The sequence below is a fragment of the Pseudomonas sp. FH4 genome, from assembly GCF_000510915.2.
Lineage (GTDB): Bacteria > Pseudomonadota > Gammaproteobacteria > Pseudomonadales > Pseudomonadaceae > Aquipseudomonas > Aquipseudomonas brenneri.
This window is the reverse complement of sequence record NZ_AOHN01000020.1, coordinates 55,883-75,271: the sequence shown is the minus strand read 5'-3', so window position 1 is coordinate 75,271 and position 19,389 is coordinate 55,883. Positions and strand designations below refer to the sequence as shown.

Genomic DNA, 19,389 nt, shown 5'->3' with positions numbered 1-19,389 from the left:
GCCTGCCTGTTCGATATGCTTACCCAGCAGAAACCAGCTGCCACCTCCCAGGCGTACCAATTGCCCCCGAGACGGCAGGACGTTGGTCATCAGCGTGAAAAAAATCAAGGCCAGCAGGAGCCCTTTGACTATCGAATAAAGGTTCATGACGGTGATGACCCATGGATAGGAAGCGCCCAGCCTAGACAGTGCCGGGTTAACGCCAGGTAAACATCCACGGAAAATCGCTCGACTTCCGATATCCTTCAAACCTCTGCGCAACCTGTGCCCGAGGGGGCTTTCCCGTGCATATTCACCTGCTGCTGGTCGAGGACAACCTTGATCTGGCCACTACCGTCATCGAGTACCTGGAGATCAGTGGCATGGTCTGCGACCACGTCAGCAATGGCCAGGCCGGTCTTAACCTGGCACTCGCCCATCATTACGACGTCATTCTCCTGGACATCATGTTGCCGCGCCTCGACGGCCAGCAAGTGTGCGAGCGCTTACGCCAGCAAGGCAGCCAGACGCCCATCCTGATGCTCACTTCACTGGACGCTCTCTCGGACAAGCTCGCCAGCTTTGCAGCCGGCGCCGACGATTACCTGGTCAAGCCCTTCGAGCTGGCCGAGCTGGTGGCCAGGATCCGCGCCCTGAGCATGCGCCGCAGCAGCCAGACCAGTCGCTTGCAGGTAGACGACCTGGTGATGGAACTGACCACCCGCAAAGTCAGCCGCGCCGGGCAGGAGCTGCATTTGTCGCCCATCTGCTGGACCTTGCTGGAATACCTGATGCGTGCCAGCCCTGAACCGGTCCCCAGGGAGCGCTTGGAAACCACCATCTGGGGTGACGAGCCACCGGACAGCAATACGCTCAAAGTCCACATGCATCGGCTGCGCAAGGCGGTAGACAAACCCTTCAACCGGCCGTTGATCCACACCCTGCCTGGGGTCGGTATTCAGGTCAAACCCCATGCGTAACGGCCTGAGCCTGAAGTGGGTGATCAGTGGCAGCTTCCTGTTCCTGATTGCTGTGGTGTTACTGATCTACAGCCAGTTGCTGCCGCTATACACCGTGCGCGGCCTGCTCTACACCGCCAGCGCGATGATGGAAGAAGAGGCGCAGTATTTCGTCAGGCACTACAAGAAGGATCCAACCACGCCACCACCGCACAACTACTTCTTCGAGGCCGTCATCGGCAAGGAAGCCTTGCCGGCAAGCGTGCGGGAGATGCTCAAGGCACCGCCGAGCATGTCCTTCGGCGCGGTTCAGGTCTTCGGTGATATCGACTCCGATGACGAAGACGCTGAAGTCCGGGCGGTCCTCTCCCAGCCTCTGGGCGACGGCAAGACCCTTTACATGTATGACATCGACCATGATCACGAAGAGGGTGGCGAGGTGGAAACGCCGCTGTCCGATGCCTACTTTGACCAGGTGCTGCAGGGCGTCACGTTCATCAGCCTGGCAGTGTTCGTGCCGGCGCTGATCATCATCGCCCTGTTGGTCTGGTGGCTGGTACGGCCGCTGGGGCGCCTGGCCCAATGGTCCAGCACGCTGAAAAACCCGGACGCAATGGCCGGCGGGCGCCCTGATTTCAGCTTCAAAGAGTTCAATACGCTGGCCGACGCCCTGGCCCAGAGTGTTGAGCAAGTGCAGGCCGCCAGCCAGCGCGAAGGCCGCCTGTTGCGCTACACCAGCCATGAACTGCGAACTCCGCTGGCGGTGCTAAAGGCCAATATAGAACTGTTAACCCTGCAGTCTGGTGGTGTCCTGCCACCCCCCCTGCAACGTATTGAGCGCTCGGTACTGAACATGCAGCTTATCGCTGAGACCTTGCTGTGGATGAGCCGCGAGAGTCCCGAACCCTTGCCGGAGGAAGACATTGACCTGAGTGCGTTGGTGGGTGAGTTGATTGACAAACATCGCTACCTGATCGGCAACCGGGATATCGAACTGCTTGTCGACATCCACAGCGAGCCCTGCCGATTACCTCCCACAGCATGCCGCATCGTGATCGGTAACTTCCTGCGTAACGCACTGCAATACGCGGAAGAAGGCCAGGTAGAAATCAACTTCACCTACCCCCGGTTGCTGATTGCCAATCACATCAGGGAAGCCAAGCCGGGGGAGGAATCCAGCGATTTCGGCTACGGCCTGGGTTTGCAGTTGATGCGCCAGTTATGTGCAAAATTGGGTTGGAAGATTGATGTGATACTTGAGCAGCAACGTTTTACGGTCGCTCTGGAGTTCACGAGCTTGCAGGGTGTTGGGGCGTCGGGGGGAATAGGGTGAGCAGTGTTGGGGTGGGAGGTGGAATTTTGCGCAAACTGATTGTTGTACTCATGCTCGGTTTTTCGTGCAGTTTTCCTGTAATCGCGGGTGATGGCAGGCCGGTCAAAGTCTCGGCCTTTGGAGCGGTTGTTTCATCAAGTCTTGCCGTGACTCTTTTCCCCGTTACGCTGACTGAAGACAGTCAAGAAAGTAGCCGGAATAGTTCAAAAAAAGGCGACCCAAAGGTAGTTGCAGCTCGCAATGATGCTGCAGCTTTCGTCGCGAGTGATGGCGCTATTCGAGGTGCAAGCTTGGAGGCTGCATTCGAGGTTTTGCGTACTCAGAATAAGGCGGGCACAGCCGGCGATATCGAGCTGGCTGAAGCAGTTTTGGTTTATGAATGGCGCTAGCGAAACAGGGTTTTGGATGGGAAGGGCGGTAGGTACGGAACAGCGTTTCATCTGCAACCTGAACCAGTAGCGCAAGGCTGATGCCTTGTCGCTGCTGCGTGACACCTCGGCGGTCTACCGGGCATGACTTACTGGGCCCAGAGCCAGGTGTTCATCCTGTCGGATAGGGGGATAGTTTACAGAGTCCTGAAATATTACCCCCCTGTCTAAGAGTACCGTTAAATTTTTGTGCCTATTATGACTATGCCGTTATGAGTACTGGTTTTGTAAACTCTTACCTGTCCAGTATTGTCGATAACGTTTGATCGGCATATTTTGATTTATTTATTTAGCCCTGACTCGAAGAATTCAATCCCGCTACAGCTTCTTCTGCCGCCTAATTGAGTTTGTGATTCCTTTGAAAACATTTTTCGGAAGGCTCCGTCAGATTGACGTTGAGAGTGCGGGGGCTCATTGCGAGAAAATGCTCCACCAAAACGTCACCTACTCAAGTAAGAGGCTTGAGGCCCTGATCAATCAGCCCTCCTACAATCGCGGAGCGGCCTCCCGAATTTTAATAAGTTTATTTGTAGGATAATTCCTGAATTTTGTTCTGAATGATCCCTGGTGCGCTGTGAAGGCTAGTAATCACCATTTAGAAATGGAATTTATGTGCTGTGGCTGGAGCCATGCGGTACGCCACCATAAACGCGCTAGCGATTCCTCCTGTACTGGTTACGAGCAAGGCCACTCTGGCTGGTTCGTATATGGTCGTTGTTTTTGGGTGATTGATCAGGCCTTGCCGGGATACTATTGCCGAGGCCCACCCCTTTGCTGGGGTGGCTTCGGATGATTGGACGGGTTTCAGGCAGATGCATTTAAGGCTTTCACGGACTTTTTTTTTCGCAATGGTCGCCAGCGTTATCGCTATTGGCGGCCTGTATTACGTGCTGCATCAGGCCCCCAGTCGTTTACTGAAACCAACTGAAAACGCTGGGGATTACAGCGTGGTGATTGGCGGTGACTCTCTATCGTTTAACGCTTTCGAGTTCGACAGTACCGCGCCGCTCCTGCCAGCGGACTATGCCTACAAGAACCCCTATGGCCTCGCCAGTTGGGGCCATATGGTCCGTGACACCTTCTATGCAGTTGGCCAGGGCTTCCTGCTCGGCGACTCGATGAGTTATCAGCTCACACCTGGAATAACGACGCACAGCAACGTTAACGGGCTGTACTCCGCGCCGTTCAACGGTCGACTCACTACGTTTATGGTTCCCGACAAGAACGGAACCATCACCATCGAGGGTATAGGGGGGCGGACAGCCGGCGCCGCACGGCTCATGTTCTTCACGGGCGCTTCTGACTTCACCAACATTGCCCGGTTCGACATCTATTCAGATGGCGTCTTTCGTCGGTCGGTGAGCCTGAAAGGGGATGATGGGTTTTACCGCGGGCGTTACCAACTGAACGTTGATGGCATTCCGGTAAGTGCTGGCGGCAGCATAGTCCTCAAGAACATTGTGCCGGTAGATGGTGGCGCAACGCCGGCCGCAGTTCAGCTGATAGGGGTGTCTCTTTCGGGCCCCTCGATCCACATGACCGGTCATGGCGGGTGGACAAGCCACCAGGTGCTTGCAGACTTCGACAATATGGTCGGCCAGTACAAGCCGGACCTGGTGTTCTACCAGATCGGCGCCAATGACATGGCGCTGAGCGTTCCGCTTGATACGTTCAAGGCCAACCTTGAATCGTTTGTGCAGCAGGTCAGGGCGCTCAAGCCTGGCGCTGAAATAGTCCTGGTTACCGCCACGCCTAGCCAATACCACCCGCAAAAGTCGGACTTTGTGAATGGATACCTGAACGTCGCAAAGCAGGTATCTCAGGAGTACGACTGCCAGCTCATTGACCTATACGACCTGCTCGCCGACAAGAAGCCGAAGAAGTGGCGGTATGACGATGTGCACGCCAAGATCGAGGGCGGTCAGATAATCTACAACGAGGTCAGACAGCGGGTTTTCCCTGGCCTGAAAATGGGAGGCGGTTACAAGCCAGATGCTCGATTCCAGGTTGATCGAGAGCCTCGGTGAACTTGCGTTTCTTCTAGATGAAGTTCCGCGCATATCGTGAATTAGATAACCAGGTCATCTAATTGCACCCAATCAAAACGTCAAGCCCGCCACGCGCGGGCTTTTTTTCGTCTGGAGAAAAGTATGACCACTTCCGATAAAGACCGGGACATCCTGGCGCGCACGCTGTGGGGTGAAGCCCGTGGCGAGGGGCTGGCCGGCCAGATCGCCGTGGCCTGGACCATCCGCAACCGCGTATTCGACGGCAAGGCCAAGTCCTGGTGGGGTGAGGGCTACGCCGGCGTGTGCTTGAAGCCGTGGCAGTTCAGCTGCTGGAACCAGAACGACCCGAACTACGCCTACCTCAGCGGTGCGAAGCCGATCCCGGCCGCGCAGCTCGCCCAGGCCCAGCGCGCTGCTGACCAGGTGATGGCCGGCGCGGTACCGGATCCAACCGGCGGGGCCACGCACTACTACGCAACCATGATGCCCAAGGCCCCGGCCTGGGCGGCGAAGGCCAAGCAGACGTTGCGGCTCGGGCGCCACATTTTCTTCAAGGATGTGCCGTGATGACGCCCGTGCAGAAGCTGGCCAGCCTTGGGCTGGTAGTTCTTCTACTGCTAGTACTGGGCACCGGCGGCGGTGTTTGGTTGGCAGCCCGACATTACCGGCCATTGCTCGATACCGCGAACACCGACATGGCCAGCGTAAAAGTGGCGCGTAACAACCTGGAGGCGCTAGCGGGAGAGCAGGGCAAGAAGCTGGGCGAGATGGTGCAGGCTGGAGAGCAGCGGGAGCAGGATGCCGCGCGGGCCCAAGCTAAGGCTAGTGAAGAGTCTCGGCCAGACTACACCGCTGCCAATCGGTTATTGCAGGAGCGAATTGGTGGCGATCCGGCTCAGGCCGCGTCGGCAATCATTGATCAGGAGTTGGGGCTGTGAACGACAAAACTCACTGCAAAATATTCCAGAAATTATTCCTGGCCTGTTTCCCACTGATCCTGACTGGGTGTGCCGCCCGAGACCCCGAGGTGCGTACCGTCCGTGTGGAGGTGCCAGTATTGGTGCCGTGTAAGACGAGTGACGTGGCGCTACCACTTTGGGCCACGGCAGATCTGAGGAAGTCAGACAGCTTGGAGCTAAAGGTGAGGGCGCTTCTTGCCGAACGCCGGCAACGAATCGGGTATGAGCGCGTTCTGTTGGCCGCTATTATCTTTTGCCGATAGAAGCCACTTCGCCTGGACGAAGACTGCTGGAGTCGAATCGTACTTCGTTTTTGCCGATCCTATGAGCGTGAATCCTGATCAGGGCAGCAGCCTGCCTGAGGTTTCGACATCGTTTCGCAACGGAGACTAGTTATGAGTGTTGAACCTATCTCGTTCAGTCCGTACTATGCGCCAGGATTTCTTGCCGCATACTATAAAAATCGCTTGTGAATCATTATTTTTGTATTAGAGAGCTTTCTTAGATGAATGTAAGTGCTAGAGCTAGCGGAATAAAGGGAGGCGAAGAAAAAGTTTCTGTTGCCATACCTCACAATCAGCATATAACTTATCGGGCTGACATAGACGGGTTGCGTGCTTTTGCTGTTCTGGCAGTTGTGATTTTCCATGCGTTCCCATCTACATTACGTGGTGGGTTTGTTGGGGTTGATATTTTTTTTGTAATTTCTGGATATTTAATTTCTAGTATTATCTTTAAGAGTCTTGATAAGGGTGGGTTTAGTTTTACTGAGTTCTATGCCCGACGAATCCGTAGGATTTTTCCGGCGCTGATATTGGTTCTGATAAGCTGTTTGATCGTCGGTTGGTTTTCACTTATGGCGGTGGAGTATCAGTCGCTCGGCAAACACGTAGCGGCAGGAGTAGGATTTGTTCAAAACATAATTTTGTTTGGTGAGTCTGGATACTTTGATACTGCGTCTGAGTTGAAGCCGCTGCTGCACTTATGGTCGCTTGGGATTGAGGAGCAGTTTTATCTGGTGTTTCCAGTGTTGGCGTTGCTTCTTTGGCGTGTTCGGTCTTTTGCACTATATTTTCTTTTGCTGGTTGTGTTGTTGTCGTTTTCTCTAAGCGTTTACGAAGTTAGAGTCTCTCCTGAGGCAGCATTCTATTTACCGGCAGGGCGAGCGTGGGAGTTATTGGTGGGAAGCCTGCTCGCATATGAAAGCTTATATAATAAGATTGGTCTGGCCCGTATTGGTGGAAAGCTTGCATTAAGTAATTCTTCAATTGGTTATATTTCTAAGATTGTTCGTGATCTAGGGTCGTTATTAGGTTTCTTACTGCTGGTAGCATCTCTTGTAACTATTTACAAAGGGAGGCCATTTCCTGGAAGTTGGGCACTCGCTCCCGTCATTGGTTCGGCTCTGATTATACTTTCCGGTCCATCTGCGTGGCTCAATCGTCATCTTTTCTCATCCAGAGCGATGGTGTGGTTAGGGTTGATTAGCTATCCACTCTACCTATGGCATTGGCCTATTCTCTCTTTCTTGAAAATTATAAGTGCTGATACTCCTAGCCAGACTGATATTTTGTTGGCCGTATTGCTTAGCGTTGTGCTTGCTTGGCTAACGTACATCTTGATCGAGAAACGGTTTCGAGGGGGCATGCCGAAAGTCGGCGGAAGCATATCTTTGGTAGTGTTATCACTACTATTGGCCTGTGCCGGCTATACAGTCTACTCAAAGAACGGTTATCCGTTTAGAATGGCTGATCGTGAAAGCTTTGCTCAGTATTATGAAAATTCATTGCCCGGCTGGTCGTATTTTGAAAGGATGGGGATTTTTCAGAAATATCGTACTGATTGTGATTTTTTTGATTTGGAAAGTTATCGGGCTCGACATCAAACGGATAAGCCTTTAGCGGGTATATCCGAATCTTGCTATACGCCTAACTCAAAAACCTCAGTGATGATTTGGGGGGACTCTCACGCGCAGCAGTTGTATTTTGGTGTTCGCAGAAGCCTGCCTAATGATATCTCAGTTCTGCAAGTTGCAGGCGCTGGATGTATGGCTAGAATTCCGGGGGAAGATGTTGCTATAAAAGAATATTGCAGAAAATCTAATGAGTTTGCTCTGCGTACCATTAAGTTGGTCAAGCCGGCGGTCGTAATTATTGCTCAGGTAAGTAACCTTGATAAAGATAATGATTTGAAGTTGATTGCAGCTGAGCTCAAGTCGGATGGTGTTGAACATGTGTTGGTTTTAGGTCCGGTCCCCCAGTATGACCCGGAGCTGTATAAATTGCTTCTGCGTAAGTACTGGGAGGGAATGCCTAGGAGGATAAGTACCAATTTTGTTCCCGACGTACTTAGTGTGGATGAGCGCCTTAAGCAGCAGTATGGTAGTGGATCCGGAGGATTTGATTATCTGTCGGCTAGAGATGCTTTTTGCAATGAGGAAGGGTGTTTAACATATCTTGGAAAAGATCGAATGCTGGGTTTGGTAACATTTGATTATGGGCATCTGACACCTATTGCATCATTGTTCTTGGCTCAAAATGTTATTGCCCCTTATGTACTAAAAAAACTTAATAAGTCTCCCGCGGCTGGAAAGTTTGATCCGGAAAGCATTGATTCAATTAAAATTGACTAATGCTCTTGAGTCTTGCTTTGGGCGCAGTCGGGAGTGGTCCGGACACGTCCGCAGTCATGGCGACCTTGAACCACTCGAAAGCCTCGGCCGGCTCGCTCTGGTGCAGTACCATCTGCTCGGCACGCTCCTTGGGCGTGGCCGGGTCCAGCCATTCCCTGGCCAGCTCCGGCGTTAGCACCACGGGCCGCCGGTCGTGAATGTCCACCATGCCGCCGGCGCTGTCGGCGCTGTCGGCGGTGATGATCACAAAGCCGTCATGCTCGCCCGGGCCTTCATCTGCGTCGGGTAGTTGGCCTATGGCCGCACACAGCACCGGCGCGCCATCCCGCCGCCGGATCAGATAGGGCTGTTTCTTCGGCCCGCCTTCATCGACCCATTCAAACCAGTTATCCACGGGCGTGATTGCCCGGTGCGGCCAGATCGCCCTGAAGAATGGCCCGTGGGCTACTTTCTCCACGCGGGCGTTGATCGGGGCTGCTCTATCCTTGGCCCAGTGCGGCCGCCAACCCCACCGCACCAGGTCTGCATGCAGGGTTTCATTCTGGAGGTGGAGCAGGGCGACTTGGGTTGTGGGTGCCACGTTGTAGCGCTCAAGTGGTGCGTCACCCACGGAATTCACTAGGGCGCCTTTCATGCCCAGCGTGGCTACATACTCTCGAATGTCGCTGAACTGCGAAATCCTCCCGCACATATGCACCTCTCCGCCTGTCGAAATTTCCTACAGAAAATTGACCGCAAGCTGCCTATAACATTAACTGTGCATCCATACAGTTCATGTAAAAGGCTTCGCCATGAGCTTTACAATTCTAGGTCCAATATCCGAAGGCGGCACGAAGCTGCCTTTCTGCTCGTTCCGGGTACCGGCCGGATTCCCATCGCCGGCAGCCGATCACATCGAGCAGCACATTTCATTGGATGAGGTTCTAAATATCAGGGCGCTCCACGTTTACCTGATCGCTATCACCGGCGAGAGCATGCAGGGGGCGGGGATTTTTGAGGGTGATCTGGCGGTTGTGGATCGCTCTATTGAGCCATCCCACGGGCACATCGTGGTGGCTTTGCTGAACAATGACCCGATCTGTAAGCGCCTGTGCAAGCGTGGGAAATAGGTCATCCTGTTATCGGAAAACCCGAAGTATCCGGCGCGCTACATCCTGGAAGGCGACGAGCTTTCAATCTGGGGGGTGATCACCAACACCGTGCGCAGCCATGTCTAAGCTGGATCCAGTCTTCGCCCTTATCGATTGCAACAGCTTCTATGCGAGCTGCGAGCGCGTCTTCCGTCCGGACCTGGCCAAGGTGCCCATCGTGGTTCTCAGCAATAACGATCTGAGGGGGGGAAATCGTTAGTAAATCCTGTAGAGTCCGCGCCACCTTCTGAACTCCTCTGGAACAGCCGTTTCCAGCTTCAAAAGGCAATCCTTAGGTGATGGTTTAGGGCAGCGGCATGAGGCTGGTATTCGCAACAAAAGACCTAGCATTGGCAGGTCGATCCTTTGAAGGCTTTCCTTTGCTGATCGGGTCAGAGGGGTGGCCAGTCGAGCCAGCGCAATCCTTCCTTTGGCACACGCTCATCGAGTCAGGTGAGGCCTTAAGCGATTTGACTTGGGAAGCCTATGGGCGGCGTCTGTACGATTACTTCGCCTTCCTGGAGGCCAATGGTTTGGTCTGGAACGAGGAAAGCCCGGCCCATGGTCTGAGCATCCTGTCGAGGTACAGGGATTGGTCTAGCGGAGAATTAGCACTTGATCCCAAAACGGTGAACAGTCGCCTGGCCCTGATTGTGAGGTTCTACCGATGGGCCAAGCAGCGCAACCTGATAACCGTGCTGCCCTTCAGGGAGAAAAGGGTCAGGGTGGCTCCACATTCCGGTCTTCTCAGTCATGTCGCTCAACCCGGAGTCGAGAGCACGAAGGCTTCGGTGATGGTGCGTGACCGAAAGCGCCTGACCAAATTCTTGACCAAGGATCAAGTCAAGGTATGCCTTGCTCTGGATACTGATCCAAGCCACCAGATATTGTTCCACCTCATGGTGCGTACAGGGCTTCGCTCCTGTGAGGCCAGGTCTTTTCCTCTCAAATATGTGTTCAACCCTAGGTTGAAAAAGGGACTGCGCCCAGGGCAAATGATCAGCGTTGCTCTTGATCCTTTAGACATGCATATCAAGTACGACAGGCCCAGGACTATCGATGTGCCATGGTCGCTGATGGAGAGAATGTGGTCTTATTCCCTTCACCAGCGAGAGGTTCGTAAGTCCAATGGTGATGGAAGTGTTACTGCGCTGCTGCTAACTAATGAAGGCAGGCATTATTCAAAGGATTCCGTAGTGGACGTTATGAAGTCCTATGAGCGAAAGTGCGGCTTCTATGTTCGGGCTCATATGCTACGCCACACTTATGGGACTTATACTTTGCTTGCTCTTCGAAAAAGCAAAGAATTTGAAGGTGAGCCGCTATTGTACGTCAGAGACAGGCTGGGGCATTCAGATGTTCAAACAACGATGATTTACTTGCATCTCATCAACCAGCTGGAGGCTCAATCCGTTCTTGCGCATGAGGACGAAATTGACATGATGTTCATGGCTGACTCCACTAAACGCACCTGAGGTAGTTAAGTTGGCCCGGCAAAAGAACTATAAGGCGGCCCTGCAATCCGTCACGAAAGGATTCGAGGCGGCCGAAGACAGCATCAAGATTGATTTGCCGAGAAACCCGAGAAATCATAGGCAACTCGACCATTCTCAATACCTAGGTTTGGGCTTCGACGCTTGGGCAATTCAAAGTATTTACGTTATCAGGGCGTTGCTGCAAGGAGGAAACTTGTCTGTGGCCACTTTGATTGGTTACTCTGTGAACGGGTTGAGGTTCTTTCTGAGTTTCTTAGGTGGAGGTTCGGTCGAGTCGCCACCCGCAACGCCGAACGGCCTGACCAAACGCCATTTGGAGCGTTATGTCTCTTGGCTAAAGCTAAAGTACCCTAACGGCTCGACGGCCAAGAACTACTACACCAGCTTTAAGTCATTGGTCATTGTTCTGGCTGATTATGGATTTGTAGAAACCGATACTGACGATCTCTTGCCGCCAAATCCATTCCCCAACAATGCGCAGAATACGAAAGACGCAGATCCGCTCACCATGGGGGAAATGCAAAGGCTACTCGGGGCATTAAAGTCCGACCTTGTTGCTATCCATAAGGGCACGTTCCTTGGCAATGGGGCAGAGGCAATGGCAGTGATGCTACTAATCACGGCGGCGAGGTCAGGTATTAATACCACGCCACTTTTAGAAATGACGAGAGATGCCCTAAAGCCTCACCCGTTTGTGCCAAATCTCAGATTGATAACTACTATCAAGCGTCGGGGCAAAGGTGCGCAGAGTAAAACAATACGTCAAACTAATCTGCTAGATGAGTACAGCGCCATTCCGCTCGATGGGGTTGCAGTCTTGAATAAGGCCCTTGAAATTAGCAAGCCGCTTGTGGCGCTGGCATCCGAGGAGATTTGTTCATATGTATGGTTGTATCGTTCAGGGCAACGGGGTGGCGCGAACAACATTGTTACCCTTACACCCGGCGCTTTATACGTGTCTACCAAAAGTATTTGTGAGCGTCACGCACTCCAGGACGATCTAGGTAATCGACTACATGTCACGCTTAGTCGTCTGCGGAAGACAATGGAAAGCCGTTTGTGGAAGCTGAGCGGTGGAGACATTCTAGAAGTGTCCTCCGTTATGGGCCATACGCCGGGAGTTGCGGATAATCACTACTTAAAAATCAATGATGAGATTAAGACCGAAGGGGCAACTTTTGTCGGGGAGGCTTTTCCAGGCAAGCTACGGGGCATCCACGTCACACCGACCCCGCCAGGCGGCTGCAAAGATAGCCTTTATGGTAGTCGGGCGCCTAAGGATGGCGTAAATCACTGTTCTGAGTTTATTCACTGCCTCGGTTGCCCTAGCTATGCGATTGTAGGCACATTGGAGGACTTATACCGGCTGTTCAGTTACCAGCAGTTCCTTCACGCCGAAGTCGAATATTTTCTCACTGATGAGTGGGAGGCATGGCGTAAGCGTCAGTTTGACTATATTAACCTGATCAATGAGTTCACTTCACGAAAATTTGATGCCGCTTTGGTTAAGCGAGCAAAGGCCAAGGCTGAATCATCTCCGCACTTGTTCTGGGCTAAAAAGATCGAGTTCATGAAGAAAAAAATGGGCGGCGGGATTTGAACATAAGAAGCACGAATGCGGTGTTGAAGGCATATGATGTCCTCATCGCACAACCGGTGACAGCCAATGGCCTGAGTCCCGCAGAACGAAATGCTATTGTGATAAGTGCCATCGTTAATGAACTTGGCGAAACGCTGGTTCTTAGCAGGTTTGGCGATGCGCAGTGGGATCTTCGTCCGTTTTTTGATCAGGCCAATGTTGCCCATTCCTATAAATTTATCAATTGGGATATGAGCATGCCTCGGGCGCTCATTGATGACTGCAAAGCTGTTGCTTACGCATGGTTTAAGCGAGGTCTACCTAGCTCCAAGCCTCCTATCGCACGGGGTATCACTACTTTCGCTGTTGCAAGCGTGATGCCATTTATCCGTTGGTTGAACAATCTGGGAGTTTCAAGGTTTGCGGATGTCCGTCCGATCCATATCAGTAATTATGTTTATCATTGCAAGGACGAGTTAAAGTTAAGGCCACTCCCGCTCTATGGACGGTTGCGGGTTATTGATTTCCTTTGGGTATTTACTGCTGATACGATGTTTTCCCTTCAGAGTTATCCTTGGGGTGACTCGACATTATGGCGGATTTGCGGAATTGGCAAAGTAAAAGGGTTGGATGCTGCCAATAAAAACGTCGGGCGGACGGATATTATCCCTCCTGATGAACAGTCCAAAATTTTCAATTATTGCGAAAGTATCGTTCGGGAGATGAAAGCCGAGTTAGCGGTCAGTGGTATAGGATATCATCCTAGTGATGAACGAATGTCAATTCGATGCAGAGATGCTGTGCTGTATATAGTTTCAATCACTAGCGGCATGCGCAATGACGAGGCCATTGGGGTTGAGGTTGGCGCTTGGCGCAGAGAGGTCACAAATGGAGTTAAATTTTGCTGGGTATCCACAATAGAACATAAGACGGGTAAGGGGCGGGTAGAATATCTTGTTCCAGAGTTGACTCTGGATGCGCTGGATCTTTTGGCCAAATATTCGGTTACTATTAGAAATGAACTGGAACTAGAGATTAGAAATCTTGCAAGAACTATCGATCCCAGTAATCCCGCCGAACACCTTCTGAGGTTGGAAAAGGCTCGCAAGGATTCGAAGAAACTATTTTTGGGGCGGCACGCCCAAGGCGGTAAACTTCAGGATAAACATGTTGAGGCGCTTAGCGGGCAAGCATCCAATGCCGCTTTTGATCGTATAGCTAAAGCCGCTGGAAGCGATTGGCCATTGAGGACGCATCAATGCAGGCGAACATATGCAAGATGCTTTGTAGAATCCCGCATGGGGCGTACGTCACTGATCTATCTCAAATGGCAGTTCAAACACAGCAGCATGAGCATGACCCAACTCTATGCGTCCAATCCGTTGCAAGACCTCACCCTTTTCGATGAGATCTTGCAGCAGATGACAGAGTTTAAAATCGACCTGATCGAATCATGGCTAGATGATCAGCCATTGGCAGGCGGAGCTGGTGAAAAGATTGTGGAATTGCGGGCAATTCCAATCAGGGATAGGGCCGCTCTACTTGCCCAGACGGCCCCACATGCCAACATCCGTGCGACTGGACACGGCTGGTGCATTGCAACGGAGCGGGGCTGCGGAGGCGCAGGCCTATACGAGGCCACTCGGTGCCCAGGGTGCAAAAATTCGGTGATCGATGAATTCTTCGCTGGCACCTGGCAGGACATTTACATCCAACAGCAAGAGCTGATCAAAATCGAGGACGCTGGCCCTGCCGTGAGGCAGCGAGCAGAGCGCGATTTGCAAGTCGCACTCGACGTCATCACAAGCTTGGGTCTCTCTCCCATAAACGACGATACGGACGAGGCTGTAAATGGCGAATAAGCCCACTGATGATCAGGCCCCAGCTCGTTCGAGATCGAAGACCCTCAATGCGCTTGATAAGGTCATTGATAGTCTTGTCGCAGGCAACGAAAAGCTTTCCATCGCTGCTGTTGCCCGAGCAGCAGGTGTTACGCCCGGTCTTATTCATAATACCTACCCAGCGGTGGCAGAGAAAATTCGCAATCTCATGGGCAAGTCGGTGCGGGCCCAGCGTGATTCGAAGCACCAGGCGCTGATGAGTGAGAAGGAAAAAAACAGGGCGCTCCGTGCGGAAAACGACCAACTTTTAGAGGAGCTTGCCCGAATTGCTTCTGTAAACCAGCGTCTGCTATTCGAAATGGTTGAGTTAAAAGCGGTCTCCAGCGGAAAGGTTGTCGCTCTGACTCAGAAGCCCGGCAGATAGCCCCTATTGGCATTTGACAGTCCAAAGCTGATCGAGTCGGGTTGTGTATGGGAAATTGCTCCCCACTTGACCGCCCATTTGCATTGCATCTGACCATCTGTTTGCATTCGACTTGACCAGTCATTGAGTCTCAGAGCTGCATCGTAGACTGCATTCCACTCTGCTGAAGTAGTTGGTCGAAGAGTTTTGATTTTCGAGCGTAAGGGGCTCGCCGATACAGCGGAAATCCCTGGAGCGGGGTGGCTCGCCCCGGAGTCGCTGTTCAGCTGGAAAGACCGGGTTCCACGGGGCAGGCCGGCGATTCTTTACTGCACCCAAGGCCACGAGATCAGCTAGTGAACTTCCGCCACACTGTACGCTGGGGCGGGACGCACGCTACTTGATTGACGTTTTTTTTGGTTGAACTAGCTTTACATACGAGCGTCGCCCGCTTGGAAGCCTCCCTGCTTCGGCATCGCAGCTAGCGGCTGTCGTAAACCCATTTGTACGCAGCATCTTTGGAGAAGAGGCGGTGCTCGGCATGTGTCCCTTGGATCTATTTCTAATAATAATCCACTGCCCGCCGGCAAGGAGTTGTTATGCGCGCCACAGCATTTTCAGTCGGTGAACCTGCCCCTTGGTTCTATTGCCGCACTCAACTAAGAGAGCGCTTTTGTTTCGACACTGTTGCCGGTCGGTATGTAGTGCTTTCTTTTTTGGGGTCTGCGGCTGATCCTGCATCCATGAAAGTTTTGGAGGGAGTGCAGGCTCATCGCCAGCGGTTCGATGACGATCACGTCTGTTTCTTTGGTGTTTCCGTAGATCCAGAGGATGAAAAGCTAGAGCGGGTAAAAGATTCGATACCTGGCATGCGCTTCATCTGGGATTTTGATCGGTCAGTTAGTGCGCTCTACGATACATTGCAGCTAGACGGCAGCATCAAGCCAATGACCTATGTGCTAGATCCTGCGCTACGCGTCCTGGCCATCGTCCCGATAGAGGAGCCGGTTGATAACCATGTGCCCTCGCTAATGCGCTTTCTGGATAGATTGCCCGCACTGGCGCCGTCACATGTGGCCACTCCACACGCACCAGTCCTAGTGATTCCCCGCGTATTTGAGCCTGCACTGTGTAAAGCACTAATAAGCTATTACGGCGAACGTGGCGGGGAAGAGTCCGGCTTTATGGTGGATAGATCTGGTAAAACCGTCCACATCGCTGACCACAGCCACAAACAGCGTCGCGACTGCACGATTGAGGACGAGGCTCTATCCAAAGCATGCTCGCTGCGCATAACCAACCGCCTGCTTCCAGAGCTACATAAAGCGTTCCAGTTCAATGCCACGCGGATGGAGCGCTATCTGGTGGCCTGCTACAACAGCGAGGAAGGCGGGCATTTTCGGCCCCATAGGGATAACACCACGAAGGGTACGGCTCACCGCCGTTTTGCCGTTTCCTTGTTTCTTAATTCGGGACAGTACGAAGGCGGTTTTCTGCATTTTCCAGAGTTTGGAAAAGTCCAGTACAGCGCCCCAATTGGAGGGGCTGTGGTGTTTTCGTGCTCTCTTTTGCACGAAGCCACTCCTGTAACCAAAGGTCGCCGCTATATGTTCCTGCCATTTCTATACGATGAGGCTGCTCGCCTCATTCGAGATGAGAATCTCCCGTTTCTTGAAAGTTAACGCGCGATCTATACGGATCGAGTGCCATTACCGGCGGTCTTGGATGCCCTGTGTAGGGGGCAGCTAAGCTACAACCCGGAGTATTTGCAGGACAAGCAGGTGTCCCGGATAGAACAGATATCCCCAGCGCTGCACTGGCCCACACTTGGAAAGTGAGCTTCTGGCGCAGAAGCCAGAGGCCGAAGATCGGGGCAGCAAAGGCGGTACCTAGAACCACTAGGTGTAACGGCTCGCGTTTGAAAACGGCCGGGCTCGCAATCGATGCAATTTCCAGCTCAGATTAACTGCGGCTGACGAAGCCCTCGGGCTCACATTAGCTGCGAGCGAGCTTGCATTCAGCCGCGCCGGCTTGCATTTAATCTCAATGGGCTCACGCTTTCTGCAACTGAACGCCCCTCGCTCAGACCGTCCAATAAACCAGGGTTTGTTGGACGGCCGTCTCTCAGCAGGCAACCCTCGCGCAAACCCGCATTGCTGACATCCAGCTACAGTCTCCAGATTTCAATATCCGACTACACTGGACTCTCACTGAATAGTTGGACAAAGCCATGTTGATTGGATACCTGACTGGCGAGAAACCGGTCTCGGCGGAGCTGGTGGAATCAGTGCTGTCGCGTCAACTGGATGATCTGGAACCGACCCTGACGCGCCACGGTTACCGCATCAAGGATCTGGTAGATCAGTTCGACGCCAGACCCAATGAGATCAAGGCGCTGTTTAGCAACGCGCTCGATCCGGTGCGCCGCTGAGCTGCGGGACAAGATGCTGGCAGCGGGGTTGCCGATCTGAGCCTGGGGGCTGAGGAGCAACGGAACAGAAAGTGCACTTAAGCCCTGCCATCTCCTCTCAGCGCAATAGTCCAGGTACTCCAACTCTATCATCTGCTTGATTCCGTACTTAACTACGGAGATAGAGTCGACTCGTGGGTAGAAAACCCGAGAGGAGGCTGTTATGAAATACCTAAGACTGCTACTGATAGTGGGTTCGACTCTGCTGTCATCCACCATATGGGCCGAGGGCGGGAGCGATCGTTCGATTGAGCGGGCCGCTTCTATGCACGACAAGGCTGAGGCGGCCTTGGTGGTGAAGATTGAGCAACGAGGGGCCACGGCGGCTAGCCGTGTCGAGGAGCAGCCCGCCTGTTCACCTGCAAGGTAGTACATGAGCGACCGCTCCACGCTCCGCTCGACCAGACTCAGCGTGAGTTTGTCCTGATAAGGCGTGAGCGTAAATGTCAGATTACCCATCTGTGGCCTCTGCAAGTGCTCCTTTGGCCATTCAGCGGTGCTCATTGAGCGCCGCTTTTTTTTAAGCTCCAGCCGACAAACAGGGGTGCCTTACGAAACTGCTGATCGTAGGTCAGCGCGGCTCTTTGTTCCTATGCAGCGAAACGATCAGCGGACAGGAGACAGTCCCGTGGCTCGCACAACAGTCGTGAACCAGTTGCTCCAAAACTGACTCGATCCGTCGCAGATCTGCGAGCTTGCCGCGCACGTCCTCGAGCTTCTGCTCGGCGAGCACGCGCGCTTCATCACAGTGAGCGCCGTCATCCAGCCTCAATAGCCCGGCCACTTCTTCGAGGCTAAAGCCCAGCCGTTGCGCGGATTTTACGAATTTCACCCGGGCGACATCCGCCACGCCGTAGCGGCGAATGCTGCCGTAGGGCTTGTCCGGTTCGGGCAACAGCTCCTTGCGTTGATAGAACCGGATGGTTTCCACGTTGACCCCGGCCGCCTTGGCGAAGGCGCCGATGGTCAGGCTTTCCACATTGTTTTTCATACCGCTTGATTCCGTACATGACTACGGGATTAACCTTAAACCATCGATCAAATGCTCGAAAGGAGAAATGCATGTCTGAACCATCAAACGGGCGCGCCCCTCTTGTTGCCGGGGCGCTTGCTGCGATTCTCGCCTCGACTTGCTGTCTTGGGCCGTTGGTACTGATCGCACTGGGATTCAGCGGGGCCTGGATCGGCAACCTGACCGTGCTGGAACCTTATCGCCCGATCTTTATCGGCGGGGCGTTGATCGCGCTTTTTTTTGCCTACCGGCGCATTTTTCGACCGCAACAAGTTTGTAAGCCGGGCGATGTCTGCGCCATCCCTCAGGTACGCACCACCTACAAGCTGCTCTTCTGGGTGGTTGCGGCATTGGCGCTGGTCGCGCTCGGCTTCCCTTACATCCTTCCCTTGTTCTACTGATCAGGAGTTCGCCATGAAAAAACTGCTCGCATCCTTCGCCCTTGCCACTCTCGTCGCCACACCTGTCTGGGCGGCCATCCAGACCGTTACCCTGTCGGTGCCCGGCATGACCTGCGCCGCCTGCCCGATTACGGTGAAGAAGGCGTTGACCAAGGTCGATGGCGTGACCAAGGCTGAGGTGAGCTTCGAGAACCGCGAGGCCACCGTCACCTTCGACGATACCAAGACCAATGCCCCGGCGCTGACCAAGGCGACTGAGGACGCCGGCTACCCGTCCAGCGTCAAGCAATAGGCGGGCATTCCAATGGCAAATTCTTTCAATCTGCTCACGCGGATCGGTGACAAAGCCGGTTCTGTCGGCGTGCTGGTTTCCGCCATAGGTTGCGCCTCGTGTTTTCCCGCCCTTGCCAGCCTGGGGGCCGCGATCGGTCTGGGCTTTTTGAGCCAGTGGGAAGGCCTGTTCATCACCACGCTGCTGCCTCTTTTTGCTGGACTGGCTCTGCTCGTTAATGCCCTTGGCTGGCTCAATCATCGGCAGTGGCGACGGACTGCGCTCAGTCTGATCGGCCCTGTCCTGGTGCTGGCAGCGGTGTTTTTGATGCTGGCTCACGGCTGGCGGAGTGGCTGGTTGCTCTACATCGGCCTGGCTCTCATGTTTGGGGTGTCCATCTGGGATCTGGTGTCGCCCGCTCACCGCCGTTGCGTACCGAATGCCTGTCCGACGCCGCCAAAACCGTGATACCGCCACTAACCCCTCC

General features: G+C 53.5%; 19 protein-coding genes and 2 pseudogenes. 19 read left to right on the top strand and 2 right to left on the bottom strand.

The window, feature by feature from the left end:
* Positions 1-284: 284 nt before the first annotated feature.
* The 7 genes from H097_RS15515 to H097_RS15480 all read left to right on the top strand — a co-directional run bounded on the left by H097_RS15515 (position 285) and on the right by H097_RS15480 (position 8,299).
* Positions 285-959 carry a response regulator transcription factor gene (locus H097_RS15515; RefSeq protein WP_032860821.1) on the top strand — a complete coding sequence of 225 codons (675 nt, stop codon included), beginning with the start codon at positions 285-287 and terminating at the stop codon, positions 957-959.
* Positions 952-2,271 carry a HAMP domain-containing sensor histidine kinase gene (locus H097_RS15510; RefSeq protein WP_032860820.1) on the top strand — a complete coding sequence of 440 codons (1,320 nt, stop codon included), beginning with the start codon at positions 952-954 and terminating at the stop codon, positions 2,269-2,271. Before H097_RS15515 ends, H097_RS15510 begins: the two co-directional genes overlap by 8 nt.
* A 26-nt stretch (positions 2,272-2,297) precedes the next feature.
* Positions 2,298-2,660 (top strand): DUF2388 domain-containing protein, encoded by a 363-nt coding sequence (locus H097_RS27810; RefSeq protein WP_223820030.1) that lies wholly within the window; start codon positions 2,298-2,300, stop codon positions 2,658-2,660.
* Positions 2,661-3,547: 887 nt separating this feature from the next.
* A complete protein-coding gene (locus H097_RS15500) occupies positions 3,548-4,726 on the top strand; it encodes an SGNH/GDSL hydrolase family protein (RefSeq protein WP_032860818.1) in 1,179 nt (392 codons plus the stop codon).
* 123 nt (positions 4,727-4,849) lie between these two features.
* Positions 4,850-5,275, top strand: coding sequence for a cell wall hydrolase (locus H097_RS15495; protein WP_032860817.1), 426 nt, complete (start codon positions 4,850-4,852; stop codon positions 5,273-5,275).
* Positions 5,275-5,646 (top strand): hypothetical protein, encoded by a 372-nt coding sequence (locus tag H097_RS15490; protein ID WP_032860816.1) that lies wholly within the window; start codon positions 5,275-5,277, stop codon positions 5,644-5,646. Before H097_RS15495 ends, H097_RS15490 begins: the two co-directional genes overlap by 1 nt.
* Positions 5,647-6,172: 526 nt before the next feature.
* Entirely contained in the window at positions 6,173-8,299 is a 2,127-nt protein-coding gene (locus H097_RS15480; RefSeq protein ID WP_082445604.1) for an acyltransferase family protein, read from the top strand.
* Here the strand turns inward: H097_RS15480 and H097_RS15475 are convergent.
* The gene (locus tag H097_RS15475) at positions 8,286-8,990 is read right to left on the bottom strand and encodes an SOS response-associated peptidase family protein (RefSeq protein WP_032860815.1); all 705 of its coding nucleotides are present in this window, start codon (positions 8,988-8,990) and stop codon (positions 8,286-8,288) included. The two genes, H097_RS15480 and H097_RS15475, sit on opposite strands and share 14 nt — an antisense overlap.
* Positions 8,991-9,090: 100 nt before the next feature.
* Here H097_RS15475 and H097_RS15470 point away from each other — a divergent pair.
* From H097_RS15470 to H097_RS29025, 9 genes and pseudogenes are all read left to right on the top strand, one after another.
* A pseudogene (locus tag H097_RS15470) lies at positions 9,091-9,516 on the top strand (S24 family peptidase).
* Positions 9,509-9,649, top strand: a complete 141-nt coding sequence (locus H097_RS27805; RefSeq protein WP_082445603.1) for a hypothetical protein — start codon at positions 9,509-9,511, stop codon at positions 9,647-9,649. The pseudogene H097_RS15470 and the gene H097_RS27805 overlap by 8 nt, the downstream one beginning before the upstream one ends.
* A gap of 97 nt (positions 9,650-9,746) precedes the next feature.
* A complete protein-coding gene (locus H097_RS15465) occupies positions 9,747-10,904 on the top strand; it encodes a tyrosine-type recombinase/integrase (protein ID WP_032860814.1) in 1,158 nt (385 codons plus the stop codon).
* A gap of 10 nt (positions 10,905-10,914) precedes the next feature.
* A complete protein-coding gene (locus H097_RS15460) occupies positions 10,915-12,525 on the top strand; it encodes a hypothetical protein (protein ID WP_032860811.1) in 1,611 nt (536 codons plus the stop codon).
* A gap of 20 nt (positions 12,526-12,545) precedes the next feature.
* Positions 12,546-14,366, top strand: coding sequence for a tyrosine-type recombinase/integrase (locus H097_RS28770; RefSeq protein WP_241495434.1), 1,821 nt, complete (start codon positions 12,546-12,548; stop codon positions 14,364-14,366).
* Complete coding sequence (locus H097_RS15450; RefSeq protein WP_191982825.1) at positions 14,356-14,769, top strand: TetR family transcriptional regulator; 414 nt, start codon at positions 14,356-14,358, stop codon at positions 14,767-14,769. Before H097_RS28770 ends, H097_RS15450 begins: the two co-directional genes overlap by 11 nt.
* A gap of 578 nt (positions 14,770-15,347) precedes the next feature.
* Positions 15,348-16,430: a 2OG-Fe(II) oxygenase gene (locus tag H097_RS15445; RefSeq protein WP_032860809.1), complete on the top strand. Its 1,083-nt coding sequence runs from the start codon at positions 15,348-15,350 to the stop codon at positions 16,428-16,430.
* A 482-nt stretch (positions 16,431-16,912) separates the two neighbouring features.
* Positions 16,913-17,219, top strand: a pseudogene (locus tag H097_RS15440) (AAA family ATPase); the annotation flags it as partial.
* A gap of 162 nt (positions 17,220-17,381) precedes the next feature.
* Positions 17,382-17,588 (top strand): co-regulatory protein PtrA N-terminal domain-containing protein, encoded by a 207-nt coding sequence (locus H097_RS29025; RefSeq protein WP_010466038.1) that lies wholly within the window; start codon positions 17,382-17,384, stop codon positions 17,586-17,588.
* Positions 17,589-17,789: 201 nt separating this feature from the next.
* Here H097_RS29025 and merR read toward each other — a convergent pair whose 3' ends face one another.
* On the bottom strand, positions 17,790-18,209 hold the full coding sequence (gene merR / locus H097_RS15430; RefSeq protein ID WP_032860807.1) for an Hg(II)-responsive transcriptional regulator: 420 nt from the start codon (positions 18,207-18,209) through the stop codon (positions 17,790-17,792).
* Positions 18,210-18,280: 71 nt separating this feature from the next.
* Here merR and merT point away from each other — a divergent pair, with 71 nt between their 5' ends.
* The 3 genes from merT to merC are packed head-to-tail and all read left to right on the top strand — an operon-like array spanning position 18,281 to position 19,370.
* Positions 18,281-18,631 carry a mercuric ion transporter MerT gene (gene merT / locus H097_RS15425; RefSeq protein WP_032860806.1) on the top strand — a complete coding sequence of 117 codons (351 nt, stop codon included), beginning with the start codon at positions 18,281-18,283 and terminating at the stop codon, positions 18,629-18,631.
* A 13-nt stretch (positions 18,632-18,644) separates the two neighbouring features.
* Positions 18,645-18,923: a mercury resistance system periplasmic binding protein MerP gene (merP, locus tag H097_RS15420; protein ID WP_019819715.1), complete on the top strand. Its 279-nt coding sequence runs from the start codon at positions 18,645-18,647 to the stop codon at positions 18,921-18,923.
* A gap of 12 nt (positions 18,924-18,935) precedes the next feature.
* Entirely contained in the window at positions 18,936-19,370 is a 435-nt protein-coding gene (merC, locus tag H097_RS15415) for an organomercurial transporter MerC (RefSeq protein WP_032860804.1), read from the top strand.
* Positions 19,371-19,389 lie beyond the last annotated feature (19 nt).